20 protein-coding genes and 1 pseudogene are annotated in these 21,902 nt (G+C 42.5%); 12 read left to right on the top strand and 9 right to left on the bottom strand.

The window, feature by feature from the left end:
• Positions 1 to 108: 108 nt before the first annotated feature.
• Positions 109 to 450, top strand: a complete 342-nt coding sequence (locus tag V7K40_RS18865) for a hypothetical protein (protein WP_334962293.1) — start codon at positions 109 to 111, stop codon at positions 448 to 450.
• 13 nt (positions 451 to 463) lie between these two features.
• Here V7K40_RS18865 and V7K40_RS18860 read toward each other — a convergent pair whose 3' ends face one another.
• Positions 464 to 595 (bottom strand): hypothetical protein, encoded by a 132-nt coding sequence (locus V7K40_RS18860; protein ID WP_334962291.1) that lies wholly within the window; start codon positions 593 to 595, stop codon positions 464 to 466.
• Positions 596 to 725: 130 nt separating this feature from the next.
• On the opposite strand from V7K40_RS18860, the pseudogene miaE reads away from it, so the two are divergent.
• Together miaE and V7K40_RS18850 are read left to right on the top strand one after the other, a co-directional pair.
• Positions 726 to 1,323: pseudogene (miaE, locus tag V7K40_RS18855) on the top strand (tRNA isopentenyl-2-thiomethyl-A-37 hydroxylase MiaE).
• 18 nt (positions 1,324 to 1,341) lie between these two features.
• Complete coding sequence (locus tag V7K40_RS18850) at positions 1,342 to 1,746, top strand: VOC family protein (RefSeq protein WP_334962289.1); 405 nt, start codon at positions 1,342 to 1,344, stop codon at positions 1,744 to 1,746.
• A 155-nt stretch (positions 1,747 to 1,901) separates the two neighbouring features.
• On the opposite strand, the gene pip is transcribed toward V7K40_RS18850, so the two are convergent.
• Positions 1,902 to 2,849, bottom strand: a complete 948-nt coding sequence (pip, locus tag V7K40_RS18845; RefSeq protein WP_334962287.1) for a prolyl aminopeptidase — start codon at positions 2,847 to 2,849, stop codon at positions 1,902 to 1,904.
• A gap of 227 nt (positions 2,850 to 3,076) precedes the next feature.
• Here pip and V7K40_RS18840 point away from each other — a divergent pair, with 227 nt between their 5' ends.
• Positions 3,077 to 3,763: a hypothetical protein gene (locus V7K40_RS18840; RefSeq protein WP_334962285.1), complete on the top strand. Its 687-nt coding sequence runs from the start codon at positions 3,077 to 3,079 to the stop codon at positions 3,761 to 3,763.
• A gap of 152 nt (positions 3,764 to 3,915) precedes the next feature.
• On the opposite strand, the gene V7K40_RS18835 is transcribed toward V7K40_RS18840, so the two are convergent.
• The 5 genes from V7K40_RS18835 to kdpB all read right to left on the bottom strand — a co-directional run bounded on the left by V7K40_RS18835 (position 3,916) and on the right by kdpB (position 10,044).
• On the bottom strand, positions 3,916 to 5,688 hold the full coding sequence (locus V7K40_RS18835; protein WP_334962283.1) for an iron uptake porin: 1,773 nt from the start codon (positions 5,686 to 5,688) through the stop codon (positions 3,916 to 3,918).
• Positions 5,689 to 6,118: 430 nt separating this feature from the next.
• Positions 6,119 to 6,454: a hypothetical protein gene (locus V7K40_RS18830; RefSeq protein ID WP_334962281.1), complete on the bottom strand. Its 336-nt coding sequence runs from the start codon at positions 6,452 to 6,454 to the stop codon at positions 6,119 to 6,121.
• A gap of 533 nt (positions 6,455 to 6,987) precedes the next feature.
• A complete protein-coding gene (gene kdpC / locus V7K40_RS18825) occupies positions 6,988 to 7,626 on the bottom strand; it encodes a K(+)-transporting ATPase subunit C (RefSeq protein ID WP_334962279.1) in 639 nt (212 codons plus the stop codon).
• On the bottom strand, positions 7,626 to 7,895 hold the full coding sequence (locus tag V7K40_RS18820; protein WP_334726084.1) for a potassium-transporting ATPase subunit F: 270 nt from the start codon (positions 7,893 to 7,895) through the stop codon (positions 7,626 to 7,628). The genes kdpC and V7K40_RS18820 overlap by 1 nt, the downstream gene beginning before the upstream one ends.
• A 7-nt stretch (positions 7,896 to 7,902) precedes the next feature.
• Positions 7,903 to 10,044 (bottom strand): potassium-transporting ATPase subunit KdpB, encoded by a 2,142-nt coding sequence (kdpB, locus tag V7K40_RS18815; protein ID WP_334962277.1) that lies wholly within the window; start codon positions 10,042 to 10,044, stop codon positions 7,903 to 7,905.
• 50 nt (positions 10,045 to 10,094) lie between these two features.
• Between kdpB and V7K40_RS18810 the strand changes: the two genes are divergently transcribed.
• The gene (locus V7K40_RS18810; protein ID WP_334962275.1) at positions 10,095 to 10,358 is read left to right on the top strand and encodes a hypothetical protein; all 264 of its coding nucleotides are present in this window, start codon (positions 10,095 to 10,097) and stop codon (positions 10,356 to 10,358) included.
• Positions 10,359 to 10,499: 141 nt separating this feature from the next.
• Here the strand turns inward: V7K40_RS18810 and kdpA are convergent, their stop codons facing one another.
• Both kdpA and V7K40_RS18800 read right to left on the bottom strand, forming a co-directional pair.
• Complete coding sequence (gene kdpA, locus V7K40_RS18805; protein ID WP_334962273.1) at positions 10,500 to 12,245, bottom strand: potassium-transporting ATPase subunit KdpA; 1,746 nt, start codon at positions 12,243 to 12,245, stop codon at positions 10,500 to 10,502.
• A gap of 521 nt (positions 12,246 to 12,766) precedes the next feature.
• Positions 12,767 to 13,996 (bottom strand): FIST N-terminal domain-containing protein, encoded by a 1,230-nt coding sequence (locus V7K40_RS18800; RefSeq protein WP_334962271.1) that lies wholly within the window; start codon positions 13,994 to 13,996, stop codon positions 12,767 to 12,769.
• A gap of 370 nt (positions 13,997 to 14,366) precedes the next feature.
• Here V7K40_RS18800 and V7K40_RS18795 point away from each other — a divergent pair, with 370 nt between their 5' ends.
• From V7K40_RS18795 to guaA, 7 genes are all read left to right on the top strand, one after another.
• Positions 14,367 to 14,612 carry a Calvin cycle protein CP12 gene (locus tag V7K40_RS18795; RefSeq protein ID WP_334962269.1) on the top strand — a complete coding sequence of 82 codons (246 nt, stop codon included), beginning with the start codon at positions 14,367 to 14,369 and terminating at the stop codon, positions 14,610 to 14,612.
• A gap of 1,098 nt (positions 14,613 to 15,710) precedes the next feature.
• Positions 15,711 to 16,307 (top strand): DUF3177 family protein, encoded by a 597-nt coding sequence (locus V7K40_RS18790; protein ID WP_334962267.1) that lies wholly within the window; start codon positions 15,711 to 15,713, stop codon positions 16,305 to 16,307.
• A gap of 36 nt (positions 16,308 to 16,343) precedes the next feature.
• Positions 16,344 to 16,640, top strand: coding sequence for a hypothetical protein (locus V7K40_RS18785; RefSeq protein ID WP_334962265.1), 297 nt, complete (start codon positions 16,344 to 16,346; stop codon positions 16,638 to 16,640).
• Between the two features lie 238 nt (positions 16,641 to 16,878).
• Entirely contained in the window at positions 16,879 to 17,133 is a 255-nt protein-coding gene (locus V7K40_RS18780; RefSeq protein ID WP_334962263.1) for a hypothetical protein, read from the top strand.
• 129 nt (positions 17,134 to 17,262) lie between these two features.
• Positions 17,263 to 18,030: a restriction endonuclease gene (locus V7K40_RS18775; RefSeq protein WP_334962261.1), complete on the top strand. Its 768-nt coding sequence runs from the start codon at positions 17,263 to 17,265 to the stop codon at positions 18,028 to 18,030.
• Positions 18,031 to 18,238: 208 nt separating this feature from the next.
• Complete coding sequence (gene cbiD, locus V7K40_RS18770; protein ID WP_334962257.1) at positions 18,239 to 19,354, top strand: cobalt-precorrin-5B (C(1))-methyltransferase CbiD; 1,116 nt, start codon at positions 18,239 to 18,241, stop codon at positions 19,352 to 19,354.
• A 228-nt stretch (positions 19,355 to 19,582) separates the two neighbouring features.
• On the top strand, positions 19,583 to 21,205 hold the full coding sequence (guaA, locus tag V7K40_RS18765) for a glutamine-hydrolyzing GMP synthase (protein WP_334962254.1): 1,623 nt from the start codon (positions 19,583 to 19,585) through the stop codon (positions 21,203 to 21,205).
• Positions 21,206 to 21,902: the final 697 nt, after the last annotated feature.

Raw genomic sequence — 21,902 nt, 5'->3', positions numbered from 1 at the left:
TAACGAGTCTTTGATACTCGTTAATCCACTTCAGAACTCCGTTAACGAGTCTTTGATACTCGTTAATCCACCTCAGAACTCCGTTAACGAGTCTTAGATACTTAAAGGATGCAATTCAGAACCCACTCCCCTGCCCCCTTGCTCCTGTTTTATGATTTTTGCAGAAAGAGATCCCGATATTTAGCTCGTCCCTTCCAGGATCTAAAACTTTCCTATAGACCAATTGAGTTGCGATCGCCCATCCGTGACTCTCTATCTGGAAAAAAGCAGTTTCAAAAAATAATCCTCAATGCTACCAATCGTCGGGGTAGGCAAATAAAATGTTACTTGGCAATCACTCCGCTGCTTGGTAGTTCAACGCAAGGAGCAGTTTTGATGATGGCAGATGTAGAGAGAGTCAATAGTATGATTTCTACTCAAGAAATCGAGAAACGGCAGCAGCAAGAATAAAAGTAATACCAATTTAAAAAAAGAATGCGACAAATAGACCATTTGTAGAGACGCGATTCATCGCGTCTTCACCCAAGGATGTGTTGCAATCATTAATTGAATTGGTATAACAAATCATCCCATCCACGATTACAGCAGTTTTCATTTATTTGAACCACGTCTGTCATCGGGAACATTGCTCTACCCCAAAAGCATAAGTCTATTTACCCGAAAATAGCTGTAAAATCAATTTGCTGCGGCTCTTTAGCTAAATTAAAATTCTGGAATTTTGTGATCTGCTTACTCAGTTACCGACTATCAACGCCCTAAACCAGCCCACTAGTTCTGCTTGGGTTGAACAAGCGATCGCTAACTTAGACATCATCTTACTCGACCACTCCCACTGTCAACCCAAAGCAGCAAGCGTAGCCTTGAACTTGATGTTTCGATACCCTTCCAATACTAAAATGGTTCGGGAACTAACTGCGATCGCCCGCCAATAACTAGAACACTTTGAGCTAATTAACCAATGGTTAGAACGCCGGAATATTCCCTTGGCTCCTTTAGCACCACCTCCCTACGGCGCTCTTTTAAAAGCTACTGTCTGCCCTAAAGAACCTGAGTGATTTCTGGATTCCTTGCTAATCATTGGTTTAATTGAAGCTCGCTCTCACGAACGCCTGGGACTATTAGCTACTGCATTGTCCAAAGCCAGAATTAGCAAAATTTTATCTGGGGTTAATGGTATCCGAAGCGCATCACTACGGTATATATTGGGTTTTAGCTGCTACTTACTTCGATAAATAAATTGTCATGCAACGGCTTGATGAATTAGCAATTGTCGAAAGTGAGTTGCTGGCGACTTTGCACCCAGAACCTAGAATTCACAGTTAGTAGACTAACCCAACAGATATGAAGCTTCAGCTAACACACCTGAGACTGCTTGTCTCCAACTACAAAGATTCTTTTCTGTTCTACCGGGATCTGTTGAAATTTGATGTCGATTGGGGCGATGAAGACAGCGGATATGCTGAGTTTAATACTGGATATCTCAAGTTGGGTTTGTTCAAAAAAGAATTAATGGCTGAAGTAGTCCCAAGAATCGAACAGCTTTCATATGTTGCGAATCGAGATAAAATTGTCTTGATTTTCGCAGTTGATAATGTAGATGAAGTCTATAAGCAAGTAAAAGATCAGAATGCGATAGTTGTAACTCAACCACAAGATCGCCCAAGCTGGGGAATCCGCACAGCTCATTTTCGTGATCCTGATGGCAATCTCATTGAAATCTACAACAATCTAGGAATTGTCAGTTAACTGAACTTTAGGGATTTTCAAGAAATAAATTATCCAATCTTGTAGGGTGGGCCAAAAAGCCCGCCCGTAACAAAAAGCGGACTTTTTGGCCCGCCCCACCCGACAAATTTTAGATTCCTCCTTTGGCGGACTCCCCCATGCCCCAAGCTAAGTATTCAACAGAACTCGATATTATCTGTTGCTTCAATCAAGGCACTACAAATTCCTGGTTCACTCATCGAATGCCCAGCATCAGGAACGACTATAAATTCGGCTTCTGGCCAAGCGCGATGTAATTCCCAAGCTGATATCATTGGGCAGACTACATCATAGCGCCCCTGAACAATTACAGCCGGAATATGGCGGATGCGGTCTACATTTAAAAGTAATTGATCTTCTGTTTCAAAAAATCCTTTATTCATAAAGTAATGACATTCAATGCGAGCGAAAGCAGAAGCAAATTCATTCTCGCTAAACTTTTGCATAAGTTCTGGGTCTAAGAAAAGTCTACTGGTACTAGCTTCCCAAATTGACCAAGCACGCGCTGCTGCTAATTGAATTTCTAAATCTGGACTGGTCAACTGCTTGTAATATGCTGCGATCATATGATCACGTTCTGCGATCGCAATTGGTTTGACATATTCTTCCCAAGCATCAGGAAAAATATAGCTAGCACCCTCTTGGTAGAACCATTGCAACTCTTTTTGTCTCAACATGAAGATACCACGGAGAATTAACGCCGTGCAGCGAGAGGGATGGGTTTGACTGTAGGCTAATGATAAAGTGCTACCCCAACTACCACCGAAGACCGCCCACTTTTCTATACCTAAATGTTGGCGCAGTTTTTCGATATCACTGACTAAATCCCAAGTAGTGTTTTCCCGTAATTCAGCATGGGGCGTACTTTGACCACAACCACGCTGGTCAAACATCACCAACCGCCATTTTTCTGGGTGGAAATATTGTCGATAAAAAGGTGGACATCCACCACCAGGCCCTCCATGCAGCAAAACGATGGGTTGACCTTGCGGGTTACCTGACTCTTCAAAATGAATAGTATGAAGGTCAGAAACCTGTAAATTACCTTCTAAGTAAGGCTTGATCGCTGGGTAAAGTTCTCGCATTTTGGATATTTTATCAGTAATGTTATCATTGCGATCGCTTGTCTTTATGAAACAACTTCAGTCTCTTCACGTCAACGCCTGGGTAAGGGTTCTAAGTTTTCCCTAATACTCTTTTCCGCACTTTTTTTGGGCTGTTTCGGCAAAAGTTAGACTACCTCTGTTTTTGCCAAAGGTATGGGAATCTTAAGTACAAGATTTAAATCTTGATACTAGAGGACAGTAATTCAATGGCATACTATTCTAATTCAGCCCCGTTCCGTTTGCGGATATATCTGAAACAGAATCGGAATTCTCAAGTTTTTATTGGTTATCCTTTAGCAAATCCTACCGAATGGATACAAATTTTAAATTTTAATAACACAGAATTAATTTGGGGAAAACAGAGATTTGATATAAATGATGTACGTTCATTTATTATTGCCTATCCCAGTGGTGAAATATTAGACGGGGAACTAGTATTTTACCCACTTCCTCAAGGAATATATTATATTCAAAATGAAAATAAGATAAAATCAGAAATTCTTATTCCAGAAAATCTCAAGAGAGGAAACCTACTTTTAAAAGTAGTACATCAAAAAGCAATAGATGAAAAAAGAAATAATTATTATTCAACTAAATTAATAAATATATCCCCAGAAAAAATTAGAGTTTTCAAATTTGCTGCTTATACGCAATACCACGGAATGTATATTCTTAGTACTATTGCTGGTGGTTATTTCAGCGAACAAAATTTTCGAGAGTGGTATGGTGTTGATGAAGACGGTTGGATAAAACTGGGACAAATAGTAATAGACCCAAATAATTATGGTGGCGGCAAGAGTTATTGGGTTTACTTTTGTGTAAATGAGAGTGGAAAAGAATTCATTGCAGGAGCGCAATTTCAACAAATAAGTCCCTGGTGGAAGCTATGGTAATTATAGCTATTTTCAATTAATTGAATTACTCTACAAAGGTTCTGGATAACGCATATTTATTTAATTTCACCAGATGTCTAATTAAAATTAGAGGGTCAAATTACCGTAGGGGCACATAGATGTACGCCCCTACAGCAAATTGCTGTAAACCTTTAGAAGGTGAAAGTTGTTCTCAGCGTACCGATAAACGCATCGTCGTTATCGCTGTTTTGACCAGGAGAGGTCAACCAAATCACACCAGGGGTGATTGAGACATTATCTGACACGCGATACTTGTAAAAACCTTCAAAGTGATAAGGTATATCATTACCAGCAAAACCTGGTCGGTTAAAGGCATAGGGTTCTGCACCAGCAAAAATGCCTAAAACGTTACCCTTTTTACCAAAGTCAGGCAAGGCTACCCCAAGACCGTAGCTCCAAGCTTGAAAATCATCATTTGCACCGAAGCCTGTGACATCGTGGTAAGAAATGAAGCCACTAATTGACAGTTTGTCGCTGGGTCTGAAGGCTGCCGACACACCATAAGAATTACTGGAAGATGCGTTTAGGGCACTTAGAGTATTAGCTTGAGCAGTGCCTACAACGCGGCTAGTGCTAGCCAAACCACCACCTAGATCAAATAAATTACCACCTGCACCGTGATAACCGTGAACGTAGGTAGCAGCTATAGCAAAGCGATCGCCAACACTAAAGTTCAACTGTCCAAGAGCTGCATAGTTCCCCTCCAACAAACCTAGATTTGGCCCAGGATTATTAGCATTTGACGCCAAGTAGCCTATAGTCAGTGAACTTGCTTTGAAAAAATTGCTACCGCTACCAAAGGGTAAAGTCAGTGCTGCACCGGCACCACCACCAATGCGATAGATGGCACTTTCAGAAGCAAAGGTAGACAAAGCACCATTACCGCCATCATAGTCCTCAAAGTAAGGGTTATTAGTGGCAACATAATCGCTATGAATACCTCCGGTGCCCGCAAAGTAAGCTTGGACTGGACCTATGGGTACGTAGTACGCTAGCCAGTCTATAATGACACCGTTGTTACCAGTGCTGCCGATTTGAAGAGTTTGTGTGCCTTCAGCAGTATCGATAACCCCATTAGCGTTATCTCTTATTGAAAAGGCTGTTGCATTCCCGGCTGCAAGACGGGTGTGTAAAATGTCTTTACCAGTGAAACTAGTTTGCAAGTCTAAACGTACCCTATCCTGGAAGACAGTATTGTTAGCATCGCCAGTGTTACCGCCAAAAATATCAGTAACGGCAAAAATAGCTTCACCCACCAATTTTGTGGTAGTGGAAAACTGATTTGCTTCCAATTCAGCAGTCCGTGCTTCTAGAGCATCTACTCGACCACGTAAAGTTGCCAGTTCTGCCGAGAATTCTTCTTGCAAACGCTGGAGGGTCGCCAAATCTTGTTTTGACACCAAGTCACCAGTTGCTGTCGCAATCAGTTCATTAACCCGATCTAAACAAGCATTCAAACCTGCGGCAAACTCATAACGGGTTAATGCCCGGTTGCCACGGTAAGTGCTATTGGGGTATCCAGCAATACAACCATAGCGTTCAACCAGGGATTGCAAAGCTTGGAATGCCCAGTCAGTCGGCTGTACATCAGAAAACTGAGAAACTGATGTGACTTGAGACAGTGAATTCTGATTCTTGCCTTCGCTGCTGTAGCGGTTAACCTCTTCTAAAACTTTATTATCATCAGTCTTCTGGGCAACCAACTGCTGATTAACTTTTGGTTGCTCTGTTTGAATGAATATTGGAGCAGTAGAAGCTATTGGTGCTTCTGTCTGAGTAACTTTTGCCTTTATATCTTTAGAATAGCTTGCTACTTCAGTAGCCATAGCCCTAGCACAAACCAACACCGTCACTCCCAAAACTACTGGACTTAGTACCAGAGTTTTCCACAATAGATGAGACATTTTTATTTTCCTTTCCCAAAAAAGACCCGAAATCACTGGCTTCAAGAAAAAGATAACAAGCAGTTATTCTACTTGCTGGAAATCTTATCAGATTGCTGTGAACTAAGCTATAATTGACAAAAAATTCTAAAGTCTTACAATAGAGGGTTTATTGTAAATTAAAGGGTTTTAAGACCCCTACGTCTAAACGTAGCTCGTCCTGTTCGGTGGCTCCAATTCCGCTCGGTTTTCGTCGGGGTTTAAATCCCTGTCTGAAAATGTCTTTAATGCGTGAATGTGTGAATTGTTAAGCTGGGATTTCGTTAGATTTCGCGCTGTTTCTGACTTGATCAGCTTACCTCGACATATCTCATCACCTGTTAAAGATTCTGGGCTAGTTTCAATTAATGCATCTAGTCGCATATCGCCATAAGCGTAGCGATCAACTCACCTACTTAGGTTTGTAATCAGAGCAATTGAGTGCTTGTTTACTTAGAGCAGTGGAAGGGTGTACTGCACAGTTTAGAAAATGGTTGTTGTTAAAAAATCGGCAGTTCTTACAGGGATGTTCCCAAAAATATTTAATGCTTACTATTTCGTCTTTATCTTGTGCTGCATTTTCTGGGGGATCTTCTACTGCTTTGCAGACGTATGAAACAATATAAACGACAATTCCCCAAACAATTATGAAGCAAACGTGAGCCAAAAGCACTGCTAAAAATGGAATATCTGCGTTATGTGGTTTTGTGTCATGATGTGTTACCCCAGCCGGGTTAGATTCAATCAAGCTGGACTGCTTAACACTTTTTTGGGCAAATAAATAAAGTCTCAAAAGCTCCGAAGTATGCATATTTAAAGCTTTAAATGCTATTTGCTTGGATTAAAACACCAAATAAGCTTGGCTCTAAAGCTATTTTGTTTTTGAACACAAAATATTTTTATTTAACTCTAATAACATTGTCCAATACTGGAGAAAAAATTTAATTCATCTTTGATATATTTTTGAGCTATTTTATATATACCGGAATAAATAAAAAATATGTTTATTGAATAGTTAAAACGATATATACTCAGAGATACAGCAGTTTTCTTTTGCATGAAGTACAAAGTTAAGGTTTTTGAAGCAAGAGGCAGTAGGTAGAAACTATTTTTATCTGATGTTGAGTTTTGCATTTTGTACCTCATTTACTTGCAAACTGCTGTATACAACCCTTATTAATCATTAGTGAACAACAATATCTCCGACTTATTAAATAAGTCGGAGATATAAGGTTTGAAATTAATTCCGATAATAAATAGTTTTAACTACTTTCCATGCCTTTATCCCTTGATTTTATCCAGAGCTAAATTCAACTTCAAAACATTAACTCCAGGTTCGCCAAAGATGCCGAGAAAGCGACCATCACTGTTTTGAGAAATCAAAGTTTCTATTTGGTTCGGCTGAACTCCTCGCACCTTGGCTACGCGGGCAATTTGCGCGATCGCAGCTTCGGGGGTAATGTGAGGGTCAAGGCTAGAACCAGAGGTGTAGACTAAATCGCCAGTCGGCTGTACACCTGCTTTTTTCAGACGATTGAAATCACCCTCTACCTTTTTGCTGGGGTCTGGGTCATCTTTACCTTTAATGCGTTCCAGCAATGCGGAATTACTGGGAGCCAAATTACTAGCGCCGGAAACCCCAGTTTTCAAAACTCCCGCATCGTCCTTTTTGGGGTCGGCTGTGCTGTAGCTAGTGGTACTGGGACGGCTGTTAAAATAGCGATCGCTAGTAAAAGGTTGACCAATTAAGGCAGAACCTACAACTTCACCTGTACTATTTTTCAGTAGACTACCGTTTGCTTGAAAGGGAAACACAATCTGCCCAATGGCAATCATCGCAAAAGGATAAATAATCGCTCCAATAACCCACAGTACCAGGGTAGAACGAACAGCTCTGCTAGCTTCGCGTGCAAAACTCATTAGAATTTCTCCGGTACAAACATTACAAAAAATAGATAGATGGAAAGCCCTAGTGTCACTAGTCCTAACAGTCCCAATCCCCAAGATTGACTGCGGGAAAGTTGTTCGCCAGTAGCTGCATAAACCAAAGGTGCAACCACTAGGTTGAAACACATCGCCAAGAACAAATACAGTGGCAGCTTTTGTTTACGCCATTGACACCAGATTTCAGTTATTTCTTCTAATACTTGGGATACAGGGATAGTGCGTCGGATATGAGAAGGTTTCATGGTTAATTTAAGACAACGGCAGAATAATATCTATCAGTTTGATGGCAATGAAGGGAGCAATAATGCCGCCAAGTCCATAGATGAAGATGTTGCGGCGTAGCAGTTGATCTGCTGTTAAAGGTAAAAACTTTACCCCTTTGAGTGCTAGTGGAATTAGTGCCGGAATAATCAAGGCATTGTAAATCAGCGCTGAGACGATCGCAGATTGGGCACTCTTTAATCCCATAATATTAAGTGCGCCGATTCCAGCAGCTGCAAAGATAGTGGGAATGATCGCAAAATACTTGGCAATATCATTTGCGATCGAGAATGTTGTCAATGCGCCACGGGTAATTAGCAACTGTTTACCTATGGTTACTAAGTCAATCAACTTTGTGGGGTCTGAGTCTAAGTCCACCATGTTAGCAGCTTCTTTGGCAGCTTGCGTCCCAGAGTTCATCGCCACACCCACGTTTGCCTGAGCCAAAGCAGGTGCATCGTTAGTACCATCCCCAGTCATTGCCACCAGTTTACCCTGAGATTGTTCGGAGCGAATCACCTCAATTTTGTCTTCTGGAGTTGCTTCGGCAATGAAATCATCAACCCCAGATTCTTCGGCAATTACCGAAGCGGTAATTCGATTGTCACCTGTGAGCATAACAGTGCGAACACCCATGCGGCGGAGTTGGTCAAACCGTTCCCGTAGACCAGGTTTGACAATATCTTTGAGGTAGATCACACCATAAATCTTGTCATCTTGGCAAACAGCTAAGGGTGTACCGCCTAACCGGGAAACTCGCTCATCAGCTGCGTCTATATCATCAGGAACATAGCCGCCACGGGAACGGACAAATCCCTTAATCGCCTCCACCGCTCCTTTGCGAATTTGTTTGCCATCAGGTAGATTCGTGCCACTCATCCGGGTTTTCGCCGAAAATTCCACACCTTCGGCTTTGTCGATATTAAAGTCTACCGCAACCTGGGACTTTTCTGCCAATATCACGATTGACTTGCCTTCTGGTGTATCGTCAAACAAGCTAGCAGCTAGGGAGACTCGCGCCACATCTTCAAGTGAGTGATTATTCAGAGGAATAAACTCGTCAGCCATCCGATTACCCAAGGTAATAGTGCCTGTTTTATCCAGCACCAAGGTATTGATGTCGCCGCAGGCTTCTACTGCTCGACCAGAGGTAGCGATGACGTTAAATTGGGCAACCCTATCCATCCCAGCGATGCCGATCGCACTGAGCAAACCACCGATAGTTGTAGGAATCAAAGCTACCAGTAGCGAGATTAGAATCGCAACGCTAGCACCTGCACGCAAGCTGTTTCCCGCCTCAACGCCAAAGGCAGTGCTGATAAAGCTGGCAATGTAGCCAACAAATGGGGGCATAGTCGCCACCACAATCAAGAAAACCTGTGTTAATACTGCCAACAATACCGTTAAAGCAATTTCGTTGGGAGTCTTGCTGCGTTCTGCTCCTTCTACCAGGGAAATCATGCGATCAATAAAGCCTTGACCAGGGTCAGCACTAATGCGAATTGTCAACTCGTCTGAGAGGAGGCGTGTACCTCCTGTCACGGAACTGGCAATATCTGTACCTGGTTGCTTGAGTACAGGGGCAGATTCTCCAGTAATCGCAGACTCATCCACTGAGCCAATGCCTTTAATTACATCCCCGTCGGCGGGAATCATATTATTTGCAACAACTTTTACTAAATCGCCGCGTCGCAGTTCCGTAGAATTGACTTGTTGTATAGAACCATCGGGGAGGATTTTGTTAGCGATCGTATCCGATCGCGTCGATCGCAGTGAATCAGCCTGTGCTTTACCGCGTCCTTCAGCTACGGCTTCGGCAAAGTTGGCAAAAACAAGTGTAAAAAAGAGAATAAAGCTAATCAACCCGTTTAACAGGCGTTGTTGATTGATATCTGCCTGGATTGTGCCAAACAGATTTGGGTTAAGGGTAACCAGGAAGGTGACAATTGTCCCCACCCAAACAACAAACATAACTGGGTTTCTGACAGTAATTCGAGGATCGAGCTTGACAAATGACTCACGAATTGCTTTCTGGTAAAGCCCCTGCATATCTGTCTTGGGGGTGTGCTTGCGCGAGTCACGAGTTCCAGATGGAATACGGGGCGAAGGAGAATCAGTAGTAATTGGCATATATTAAATTTTGGGCATGAGTATCAAAGGCGGATGAACGAGTATCTGAGGTGGATGAACGGAGTTCCGAGGTGGATGAACGGAGTTCCGAGGTGGATGAACGGAGTTCTGAGGTGGATGAACGGAGTTCTGAGGTGGATGAACGGAGTTCTGAGGTGGATGAACGGAGTTCCGAGGTCGATGAACGGAGTTCTGAGGTGGATGAACGGAGTTCTGAGGTGGATGAACGGAGTTCTGAGGTGGATGAACGGAGTTCCGAGGTGGATGAACGGAGTTCCGAGGTGGATGAACGGAGTTCCGAGGTGGAGCAATGAGTCTCTAATAGGACTTACGCACAGGTAACGGAAAACGAACCACAGAGGACGCAGAGGTCACGGAGAAATGAGAGTTTGAGAGGGTTTTTGCGTAAGTCCTATCTAATTCTCCTTGTCCACTCATCCCCCATTCCCCAATCTCTAGCCAATGCCTTTGGTGATAAAGAAGGCTTCACCGATGGGGCCTAACGCAAGTACTGGGAAAAATGTAAGTGCGCCCAAGATTAAAATCACGCCTGCGGTAACGCCTGTAAATAGTCCAGTATCGGTTCGCAATGTACCAGTGGTGTAGGGAACAGCTTGCTTGCGGGACATGCTATCTGCTAAAAACAGCAAACCCAAAATTGGAATATAGCGGCCAGCTAGTAAACTGAAGCAGGTACTCAAGTTCCACCACAGGGCTGTTGCAGTGGTTTTTGCCCCCGTGGCGATCGCTAATGGCGAAGGTTGGGAATCGCCTAAACCTTCAAACCCAGAGCCGTTATTAGCAGCAGCTGAGGCATATTCGTAGATCACCTGAGAAAAGCCATGAAAGCCAGGATTGCTAATCCCCGCCAGTTGGTCAGGAAAAGCTAAGGCGATTCCCCCTGGAATTAAAATTGCGATCGGGTGAACCAGCAAAATCAGGAAGCTAGCAAGCACTACCTCGCGTTTTTCAATCTTGCGTCCCAAAAATTCTGGCGTGCGTCCCACCATCAAACCTGTGACGAATACTGCCAGGATACTATAGGCAAACAAGTAAGCTGTTCCTGTACCCTGTCCACCCCAGATGATTTGCAAGAACATATTAGAGAGAAAAATAAAACCGCCGAGCGGCATGAAGGAGTCGTGAAAACTGTTGACGGCTCCGCACATGGTTGCGGTTGTACTTACCGCAAATAATGCCGATTCTGCCCAACCAAACCGCACTTCTTTACCCTCTAAGTTCGGTTGCTGACTGCCCAAAAGCGTATTTACAGCCGGATTGCCGTTGTATTCCCCAATAGCGGTAACAATCAGAAATTCGAGAAAAATTACACCGATCATGCTGTAGAGTAACCAGGCTTGTTTGGTGTTATTTGCAAACAAGCCGTAGGTGTAAATCAGGGAAGTAGGAATCGAAAGCATTGCCACAATCTCAATTAAGTTAGAAAATCCGTTGGGATTTTCAAAGGGGTGTGCCGAGTTGATGGCGAAAAAGCCACCGCCGTTTTCCCCTAATTGCTTGATAATTTCAAAATGGGCAACGGGGCCACGAGCGATCGCCTGACTAATATTCGGGTCTTCCAAGGTCGGGAATACAACTGCACCCGCCAAGGTTTCTGGAACCCCAGCTGCCATCAAGGCAATGCTACCCACAATACAAATAGGCAGCAAAATTCGGGTAATTGAGCGAATTATATCTACATAAAAATTGCCTAACGGTCTACCCGTCAATCCCCGAATAAAAGCAATTCCTACCGCCAAACCAGTCGCAGAGGAAGTGAACATGTGATAACCAAGTCCCCACATTTGGCTGGCATAGCTCATGTAGGTTTCACCAGAATAGTGCTGCTGGTTGGTATTAGTAATAAAGGAAATCGTAGTATGTAGCGTTGTGTCCCAAGTTGGGGCATTTATCCCCGTGGGGTTGAGTGGTAACCATCCCTGATTCATGATGATAGAGAAAATCAGCAACCCCATTACTCCGTTGCTATACAGGATTGCCCGCCCATACTGCCAGCCGGTCATGTTTTCTTTAGTTTTAACGCCAACCAAAGCATAAAGCACTCGCTCAACCGGATTCAAAATTGGGTCGAGAAAAGTACTTTGCTCTAAGTAGACACGCGCCATGTAGCGCCCAAAAAAGGGAGTAAGCGCTACTACAATTAGTAGCGTTAATACAATTTGAATCCATCCTTCTAGCATTGGATTAGTCGAACTCCAACATGAATAAATTTCAGATTAATATTAGATGTTTTCTTTCTATGAATTAGCAAAACCAATCAAGTCTATTTGCATTCATTATTAACTCACCTAAGACTATGTGTTTTCTCAATCAATCATGGAGCTTTTAGTTAAATAAGACAAGGTATAAATTAATATTTAAACTAGTTGTATACAATGAATATATTTCTCTATATATTCAAGTCTTCAAAGCGTTTATCTCGATATATATCTGCAAATATATAGCAATCCTAAATGAGTCGTAAAAATCTCTCATTCCTTTCTCTGCGCTCTCTGCGCCTCCGTGGTTAATTTCTTTTTTACAAATGATTTAGGACTGCTATAGAATGACAGCTAAATGCTAAACAAACAGTTGTAGCAGCCGTAAATCATTCGTGAAAAGTTAGATCCCCGACTTCTTAAAGAAGTCGGGGATCTGGACACCGCGAATTTGAACGAAATTTAGATAGGATTGCTATAGAGTCAGGAGTTTAATTCATAATTCATAACTGATTTTGGCGACAAATTCCAAATACTGAAGTGTAGGCGTGTAAGAAGGTTCTGCCACCAACAGGGCCGATTTCACCACCACAGAAAAAGCCGACTACAGGAATATCGTTAATGTAGCGCCGAAATAGTTCAGAATCGAAATTGGGTTTACCATACAGTCCTTCACCTCGCCCCAGACAGGCAAACATCAAGGCAGCTACGGCAGAGGGTTCAGATTCTCGTTCGGTTTGATAGCTTTGGAGAAGTAACTTTAGGTCTTCAGCAGAGGCTTGGGAATCACGTAAGTGAAATTGCAGTCTTTGACCAGGACGGACGCGATCGCCAATTGCGATCGCCCCAGCTGTTGGATCGACCCCAAGAATACCACGAATTAAAAAGTCTCCTTGCTGCAAAGCCAGCTTAAATTCATCCATTGCCACACCAACAAACAAAGAGTGCTGTGCTAAAGTCCGTTCTTCTTCGCTGAGACTGGCAATCAAATCCCGTAACACCATCAAAGGGACTTTATCATCTAACTCCAGAATAATATTGCGATCGGCTTTTGTGACTTGCAATGGTTTGCCAATCGGTCGGCATCCTTGGGCTACAATCGTTTCCAAAACAATATTGCCAGTCAAAGCTATACCAACAGTGCCCTCGCGATACAGGTTTTGGTGTTCGTCAGCATCGTTACAAAATAGGGCAACACGACCACCCATACCCCCACCACTAGCCTGTCCCCCCACTATCACCGATCCTGGATAAGCAAAATCCAGTCCCTGCAACAAATTGTTGATTCCAGAGGCAAAAGAACTAGACAGCAAGATGAACTGCGGTGTCGGTGATGCTGGTACACCGATCAAATCAACCCAAGCATCTGGTGAACTGTCTAAGTCAGGTAATTCTTCAGCAACAATATGAAAGACTTGAACCTTCACTCCTGGAAGGTGTGCTAAAGTCAAGCTGATAGCTGGTTCAGTTTCCAGTTCTTGGGTTTCTCCGCTAACTGTCGTCCCAATCACACCTCCACCACTACAGCCAATTAGCACTGGCACAGAAAGTTTTTCGGCTAACAACGGTAACAGTCGGGAATACTCACTCGCAAAAGCAGACGAAATGAATACCAGTCCTAGATCCGCAGGTGCTGTTAATGATGAGACAGCTCGTTCCACCACATCTGTAACAGCTGCTTCCAAAGAATGACGGGTTGATAGGGCGTTTGCCCACTGCATTTGGTCTGCCATGAGTTTTGAGCTTCTTTCTCTTTTTAGGCTAGTAGGTTTTGATTTTTTCTTTTGGGAAGAATTGCATCTTACAAGAATTAGCCCCAGCCCTTTGTCTCCTCCATCCCAAGAAGCTGGGGTTGTCATTCCTTAATAGATGCATCTAAATATATTGTATGATTGTTTATCTCTAGTACTGATTCCACAAAATCTTAAAAAATTAAAGATGAATGCATTATAGATGCAGCAGTTTCCTATATTGGTTATAAATCAATAGGCTAAAATACTAACTTATGAGCTAAGTGGTTAGAATGGTTAGTAATCAAGCCAAAATCTCCCATTTCTTAATTTTTCTATACTGGTATTAACAACACACAACGAGACTAAAGCAATGACTAACATCCAAGAAACAACAAAGAGCGGTATCCAAGAGAAAATTCAAGAAGAAGTCGAACAAGCACGTACTGTCTGTGATACTAACGGTAGCAACTCACCAGAGTGTGCTGCTGCTTGGGATGCAGTAGAAGAATTGCAAGCCGAAGCTTCCCACAAACGCCAAAGCAAGCCAAAAAACTCTCTAGAACAGTATTGTGATGACAACCCAGATGCAATTGAATGCCGGGTTTACGACGACTAGAAATTTAGGCAAGTGAATTTTCTGTTCATTTGGTCAGCAAGCGACCAGGATTTACTTAACTCAAATGTCGCACTTTCACCTCACTCCCGCCTAAAATCGCACTCTCCCTCTTTGATCATTTTCTCCAACAGGTGGAAAATTGGTGAAATATCTGAAGTTACGGATGTATAAAGGTTAAACTTTGAGAATTTTTTATCTTATAAGGAAACCTTTATACCCAAAAAAGTTGGGGTTTTGTCTGGGAGTGCCGAGTTTGTAGTTGGTGGGTGGGTTTTGAACAGACTCCCTGATGCTACTACAGGTAGGTGCAAAATCTAAGTTGAGGATCTTTGAGTTGCTTGTTTTTTGCTAAATACAGAGATTAAGGAAAGTGAATTGAACATTTTACCATGTAATACCTTTTCCAAAAATCTTTGTAACAAATGAATTGGCTGTAGGGGCGTACACATGTATGCCCCTACAAACGTATTTATAGTATAAATTTTGTGAAATGGTATGAGTTGGGCGAAATTAAATATAAAATATCATTGCGTTGGCGTAAGCCTTCCTGTAGAGTACGTAACGCAGTGGAGTGTTCGCATAGTGTCTTGTAGAGTTAGCAATCTCAGTCTTTGCAATTGCAACTCTACAAGACACTACCGCGAATACTTCGTACCCTTCTCCTGGCAGAGACGCACTCGCGTTCGGGTTCTCCAAAGGAGTACGCAATGACGAACTATTCTTAATAGGACTTAGGCAAAAATTGCCAAAAAGCTTAATTTATCGTAGACACGTAGTGGCTTGCCGCAGGCTACCGCCATCTCTGCGAAAGGCTTCCGCCAACGCCAACGCGCAGCATCTCGTAGAGAAGAGAAGAATCGTAGAGTGTGCCTAAGTCCTATTATATTTATTTAGATCCATCTACTTATGAGTTGGGGAGCTACTTGCTTGTACAAATAAGTTAGAGCGCAGTTTTGAGGCAAGACACTGAGCTTTGTGCTTTGATTAAACTGTTATCTAATATAGATAGACTACTAGTTAGCTAATAGCTTACAGGTTTGTCAGTTATGGATAGTTGCTCTTGGTTAAAAATGTTTTATTTAGCGTTTGAGAAAAACAATGGATTATAGTATTTGGTTTCGCCCTTTCGTCTGGATTGATTACCGACTGGCAGTATTATTCCTGGTAATTATTCCGCTAATTCTTCTGATTTGGGCATTTGTGCAAAAAGCAGAAAGCATACAACGCTTATTAAGTATATACTGGCGGGTATCAAGCCTGGTGGCAATTACGATTTACTTAATGATTGCCCAGTATCCAGTTAGCTTTATTTCTGGATTGATAGCTCGGATTTTGATCCCGATTTCGCTGTGGTTCTGGGTGGATCTCAACGATGAAATTGAATATCAAACCAGTGGCTCTTTGAAATTGATTTTTACCTCTTGGCGCTGGGCTACAACTGTTTATTGTATTTTGGGTACACTAGCCTTTATCCCTTTTTTGGGTTGTGCTTTTTCTGGCAATATGCTTAAAACTCCATATTGTCGCGTCTGGTTCGAGGCTCCGTTGCTATTCAAAGAATATTTCCATGCTAATAGCAAAGCTGAATTTTTAGGTTTTCTTGGCATAATTAGTTTAGTAATTTATGTGCTTTACTTAAGCTATTTTGTTCTGATTAAGCTGGGCAAGCAGGGACGTTCAGCCACACCACAGTAACCGTCGCTGCACCAGCGTACCCCTACTCTTAAAAAAATGAATTCCATTGGCAAGCGACTGGAACAATACACCGCTAAACGTCCTCAAGAAGTGCTACTTGTAACAGTGGAAATTGCCGATGAGCAAGATACAATTGCTATTTTCAAAGGCTTTTCTAGTTCTTTGATGCGTCCAACGGCATTTGATCCAGATGTACCAGTTATACCAGATGGGGCGAACATCCTTAATATTGACCGAGTAGCCAGTCCTTACAATCCTGAAGCACCCCGTTATATCCAACAAGGAATTTCTTGGGAAGCTATGGAAGCTTTATTATCAGAAGTGGGAGTCTAACTATTTAATTGGGCAGTTATGCGGAACTGGTAAAATGGTGAGCAGGTGGTGTAATTAACTAAAATGCCTACTGCTGCTCAAGTAGCAAGTTTGTATAATATTAGCTATCAACTGAGGTATATCATGCTTCAGCCCATATACCTGATTTGCATTGATAATCGGACTCGTAATGTATACATCCTTGCTGGGTATGACGAAGAGATTGAATTCTAAATTTTACCCAACGGAGAGTTGTCTGATGAGCCAAATTAATTACGATTCAATGTCTGATATTGAATTGAAACAGTATTTTCTCAAGCATCGCGGTGATCAAGCTGCTTTTCAAGCATATTTGGACAGGATTAATCAGCGTCCGCGTAGGATTGTTGCAAGCCCCGACGATCCCGATTTTGATGAGAAGGTTCAAGCAGCGATTCGCCAAAAGCTAGAAGCAGCAAGAAGTAGTAGTCAGCAGGCTAATACTGCCTTGGAGCCGACCGACAGTGATCTTTGAGAGTCAAAGGTTATCTACGGCGGCTCAACTGTGGCGTTGTGCTGCTTTATCTTTTGGTAATGGCATAGTTAAGAATCTGTCTTTTCGTGTTCAAAGTTAAAGTAGTTTGAAATTGATTGAGCAAGATTTGTGTCCCAAGTAGTTACAGAATCCAAAAACGGGGAGCCAATACTTTTTGGTTACGATCATGCAATAGGCTTTTTTTTCGATAAGTACGATCCAGATAATCACCTGTTTCCATCGGTTGAATTGTCCACTTTTCAAAATGATTTGGGTAGGGAGGAATTACTTGAGCAGATAGATAAGTGGCTCGAACCTGCCGAAAAGACGCGCTTAAAACAAAATATTAAAAACGTGCTGAATGATGGAATATTCGTTGAATATCTCATTCCGAAACGTAAAAAACAATACAGTAAATCAGAGCTAGTACTGCCGGAAAGCAAAAGCGAAATTATTCAGCTATCACCTAGTTTTGGCATTCTTGAGAAATTGATTGAGGGTAAAATAGATATTGCATCTTTTCACTGGCGTGAGTTTGAAGAGCTAGTGGCAGAGCTATTGGAAAAGGATGGATACTCGGTTGAATTAGGCGCAGGACGCAATGATGGTGGTAAAGATTTGATTGCAACTAAGGATTTAGGTGAGAGTGGATTGTTTAAGGCTGTTTGGCAAGCTAAACATAAGAAGCCTGGTAACAAAGTGGGGATAGAGGTAATACGAGAGTTAGCAGATACACGTAGCGAACACAAAGCAAGCAAAGGTATTTTAGTGACTTCAACATATCTTACGAAAGGTGCTCTTCAGAGAGTGCAAAGAGATACTTACATACTTGCTAAAGTTGACAAAAGTGATTTGTTAAATTGGGTTGACAGAGTTATTCGGGGAAGACGAAGATGAAAAATAATTGAGCTAACCACCTAGCACTTCACGGTAGAGAACGGACAAAAGCTGCTGGTGGCGTTGCTGAGGTTAACTGCCAAGCTGCGTTTTGCCATTACTATGAAGGAAGCAAGCTACAGTCGGTGTCTAAATTGCCATCTGAAGCTGTTTTCTTTACGAGACGCGCTACACGAAAAATTTTGAAGAATTCTTTTGACTTTACAAAATGTCCCGTTCTGGATACACACTCCCGGTATTTGCGTGCGCTGCTGCTGTTGCAGCTTTACATTGGTTACGCGATCGCCAACCCATAACTTTAGCATCTATAGATTTGATTGAACCGGCTCAAATCGCCGAAATCCCCATTGAACAGGTAGCAGGACTGTCTGAAAATACAGCTTTAGCAATCACCCGCAGCGATCCTGGTGATAATCTCGATTTGACTAAAGATACACCGATTTGGGCATTGGTGGAATGGCGAGAACAGGGTGATGATGCTGTAATTATTAAAGGTGGGGAAGGAATTGGCAGACAGGTTAATGCTGATCACAAGCCTGCTATTTATGCTTACGCTCAAAAGCTGTTGCAAGAGAATTTGCAACGAATGCTAGCACCTGGGGAAAAAATCACGGTGACAATTATTCTACCCGAAGGGCGATCGCTTGCTGTTCGGACTTCAAATTCTGCCTTTGGTGTGGTTGAAGGACTTTCCCTTTTAGGCACAACCGGCATTTCTCAACCTTTGAGTACACCAGATCAACTTGCAGTTTTTCGGGCGGAATTACAAAATAAAGCTAGTCGTTTTGAAAGTTTAGTATTCTGTATTGGGGAGAATGGCCTAGATTTAGCGCGTAAACTAGGGATTAATCCTGAACAATTGGTCAAAACTGCTAACTGGCTCGGCCCAATGTTAGTAGAAGCTGATGTGCTGGGCGTAAAAGAAATCTTATTATTTGGCTATCACGGTAAGCTGATGAAACTGGCAGGAGGAATTTTTCATACCCATCACTACTTGGCTGATGGACGCCGGGAAATTTTAACAGCCCACTGTGCGATCGCTGGTTTAAAATCACCAGATATCCAAGCTGTGTTTAACAGTGCGACCGCCGAAGCTGCATTAACATATCTAAAATCGCTAGATGCTGCAACTGGCAGTGATTGGGTAAATCAAGTTTACACTGCGATCGCCGAAACTATCGATATTCGTTCCCAAGAATACATCCAAAGCCATAGTGAAAGCACCACAGGAGTAACAGTCTGTGGCTCTATCCTCTTTGATCGCGATCGCAAAATTATCGTGAAGAGTAAAACTGCTGGTCTGTTGATGGGAAAATTATGTTAATTTATTATGAATAATCGTAAACAATCCAAATAAATAATCTTTTAAGTAACCACTCTAGGGTAGATTTATCGTTTTCATACCATCTCCGCCTCCGGGACTAGACAAACGCACATAACCTGGCGTTTGTCTAGGGCTACTATACCATTATCAGCCTATGCAGGCTGAATAATAGCATCACCATAGACCACAAAGCATCTATTTATCCTTAACAGATATAACATTTCCGTCATGAATACAGCGGTGACTCTACCAACAGAACAAGCCCCCCAAACATTGGAAGATTTTGGGCGGCTTGATCGTCAATTGATTGTAATTCTCGACTTCGGCTCTCAATATTCTGAGTTGATTGCCCGGCGCATCCGCGAGACTCAAGTATACTCTGAAGTTTTGTCCTATCGCACTTCTTCTGCATATTTGCGCCAACTTAATCCAAAGGGAATCATCCTCTCCGGTGGGCCGAGTTCGGTTTATGGTGATAAAGCTCCCCATTGTGACCCAGAAATCTGGAATTTGGGAATACCCGTCTTGGGTGTTTGCTATGGGATGCAGCTAATGGTAAACCAACTCGGTGGGAAAGTGGTAAAGGCTGACCGAGGTGAGTACGGCAAAGCATCATTATATATTGATGATCCCACAGATTTGCTCACTAATGTCGAAGATGGCATCACTATGTGGATGAGTCATGGAGACTCAGTTATCCAAATGCCGTCAGGGTTTGAATTGCTGGCACATACAGAAAATACTCCCTGTGCTGCCATTGCCGACCACGAAAAGAAACTTTACGGCGTTCAATTCCATCCAGAGGTGGTGCATTCTATTGGCGGTATAGCATTAATTCGTAATTTTGTCTACCATATCTGCGATTGCGAACCCACTTGGACAACAGCGGCTTTTGTCGAAGAGGCAATTGGGGAAATTCGCACCAGAGTTGGCGATAAGCGGGTGCTGTTAGCGCTATCTGGGGGAGTGGATTCTTCTACTCTGGCCTTCTTGCTGTATAAAGCAATTGGTGAGAAATTAACTTGCGTATTTATCGATCAAGGCTTTATGCGAAAGTATGAGCCAGAGCGATTGGTAAAGCTGTTCCAAGAACAGTTTCACATTCCAGTAGAGTATGTGAATGCCCGCGATCGCTTTTTAGCTACAATTGCTAATATTACAGATCCTGAAGAAAAACGCCGCCGCATCGGACACGAATTTATCAGCGTATTTGAGGAAACATCCAAGCGCCTCGGCCACTTTGACTATCTGGCTCAAGGGACTCTTTATCCAGATGTGATCGAATCTGCTGACACCAACGTTGATCCCCAAACTGGTGAGCGGGTAGCGGTGAAAATTAAGAGTCATCACAATGTTGGCGGTTTGCCCAAAGACTTAAGATTTAAATTGGTGGAACCACTGCGGAAACTATTTAAAGATGAAGTCCGCAAAGTTGGGCGTTCCATTGGTTTACCAGAAGAAATTGTCCAACGGCAACCTTTTCCTGGTCCTGGTTTGGCAATTCGCATCCTGGGGGAAGTCACATCTGAACGGTTAAATATTTTGCGCGATGCTGATTTGATTGTCCGGCAAGAAATTAACCAGCGCGGCATGTATCATGATGTCTGGCAAGCATTTGCTGTCTTGCTGCCAATTCGTAGTGTTGGCGTTATGGGGGATCGGCGTACCTACGCTTACCCCATCGTCTTGCGAATTGTGACCAGTGAAGATGGCATGACTGCTGATTGGGCCAGAGTCCCTTACGATGTCCTGGAAGTGATTTCCACTCGGATTGTGAATGAAGTGAAAGGGGTGAATCGGGTGGTTTATGACATCACCTCTAAGCCACCTGGAACCATTGAATGGGAGTAATCAAGTTTTGAGTTTTGAGTTTATTTAACTAAAAGCTGATCACCGAATTTACGATGTTTAAATTTTGGATTTTGGAATTGAAAGATTCAAAATTCAAAATTTAAAAAGTCTGTTCGCGCAGCATCCGCACTAGGAGCAAGCGAACGAGACGCTTCCTTGGCGTTGGAAAGACCGCAGTGGCTCCCGTTTTTAAGGCTTGCTCAATGCTACGCCTTGGTCTGGTAGAGAGTGTCTGGGGGTTTACCACGCCAATTGTTCTACTTGGAGAGACCCCTGTGAGCGAGTGGCGTGGGTTAAAGAGGATCGAGTCTTAACCCAAGCGGATTGATTTTAAAAGCCTCCATCAAAATCCAAACCTATTAGTAAGAAAGTAGTCAACCAATTTTGGATAATGGAAAAATAGAATTTAGATTGACCCCAGCAATCAAGTCACTTGCTTGTCAAAAAAATGTTTGGATAATGGAAAAATAGAATTATTCTCGCGTTTAAATTCGCAAGTATCAATGCATTAAATAATGGAACGCAAAAATCTTCTCTACGAGAGGCTCCGCCAACAATTCGATTATCCAAAATTTCAACATTGTAAATTCAGTAAGTAATTATAAAAATTATTTTGAAACCCCAACTATTTGTTAAAATGAATTTTTTAAATGTAAAGGAATTGAAATACCAACATAATTTTATCCAGTCAATAATT

Origin of the sequence: Nostoc sp., assembly GCF_036917195.1 — a bacterium.
Lineage (GTDB): Bacteria > Cyanobacteriota > Cyanobacteriia > Cyanobacteriales > Nostocaceae > Nostoc.
The sequence above is the reverse complement of the archived record's forward strand: the minus strand, read 5'-3'. Positions and strand labels throughout refer to the sequence as shown.

What these genes read in the sequence shown, in the direction of transcription:
- kdpB (WP_334962277.1), bottom strand. Translation starts at nt 10,044, where the DNA reads ATGCCAATTACTACTGATTCTCCTTCGCCCCGTATTCCATCTGGAACT.
- kdpA (WP_334962273.1), bottom strand. Translation starts at nt 12,245, where the DNA reads ATGCTAGAAGGATGGATTCAAATTGTATTAACGCTACTAATTGTAGTA.
- V7K40_RS18780 (WP_334962263.1), top strand. Translation starts at nt 16,879, where the DNA reads ATGAGCCAAATTAATTACGATTCAATGTCTGATATTGAATTGAAACAG.
- V7K40_RS18835 (WP_334962283.1), bottom strand. Translation starts at nt 5,688, where the DNA reads ATGTCTCATCTATTGTGGAAAACTCTGGTACTAAGTCCAGTAGTTTTG.
- V7K40_RS18860 (WP_334962291.1), bottom strand. Translation starts at nt 595, where the DNA reads ATGAAAACTGCTGTAATCGTGGATGGGATGATTTGTTATACCAATTCA.
- V7K40_RS18790 (WP_334962267.1), top strand. Translation starts at nt 15,711, where the DNA reads ATGGATTATAGTATTTGGTTTCGCCCTTTCGTCTGGATTGATTACCGA.
- cbiD (WP_334962257.1), top strand. Translation starts at nt 18,239, where the DNA reads ATGTCCCGTTCTGGATACACACTCCCGGTATTTGCGTGCGCTGCTGCT.
- V7K40_RS18800 (WP_334962271.1), bottom strand. Translation starts at nt 13,996, where the DNA reads ATGGCAGACCAAATGCAGTGGGCAAACGCCCTATCAACCCGTCATTCT.
- guaA (WP_334962254.1), top strand. Translation starts at nt 19,583, where the DNA reads ATGAATACAGCGGTGACTCTACCAACAGAACAAGCCCCCCAAACATTG.
- kdpC (WP_334962279.1), bottom strand. Translation starts at nt 7,626, where the DNA reads ATGAGTTTTGCACGCGAAGCTAGCAGAGCTGTTCGTTCTACCCTGGTA.
- V7K40_RS18795 (WP_334962269.1), top strand. Translation starts at nt 14,367, where the DNA reads ATGACTAACATCCAAGAAACAACAAAGAGCGGTATCCAAGAGAAAATT.
- V7K40_RS18785 (WP_334962265.1), top strand. Translation starts at nt 16,344, where the DNA reads ATGAATTCCATTGGCAAGCGACTGGAACAATACACCGCTAAACGTCCT.
- pip (WP_334962287.1), bottom strand. Translation starts at nt 2,849, where the DNA reads ATGCGAGAACTTTACCCAGCGATCAAGCCTTACTTAGAAGGTAATTTA.
- V7K40_RS18840 (WP_334962285.1), top strand. Translation starts at nt 3,077, where the DNA reads ATGGCATACTATTCTAATTCAGCCCCGTTCCGTTTGCGGATATATCTG.
- V7K40_RS18820 (WP_334726084.1), bottom strand. Translation starts at nt 7,895, where the DNA reads ATGAAACCTTCTCATATCCGACGCACTATCCCTGTATCCCAAGTATTA.
- V7K40_RS18850 (WP_334962289.1), top strand. Translation starts at nt 1,342, where the DNA reads ATGAAGCTTCAGCTAACACACCTGAGACTGCTTGTCTCCAACTACAAA.
- V7K40_RS18865 (WP_334962293.1), top strand. Translation starts at nt 109, where the DNA reads ATGCAATTCAGAACCCACTCCCCTGCCCCCTTGCTCCTGTTTTATGAT.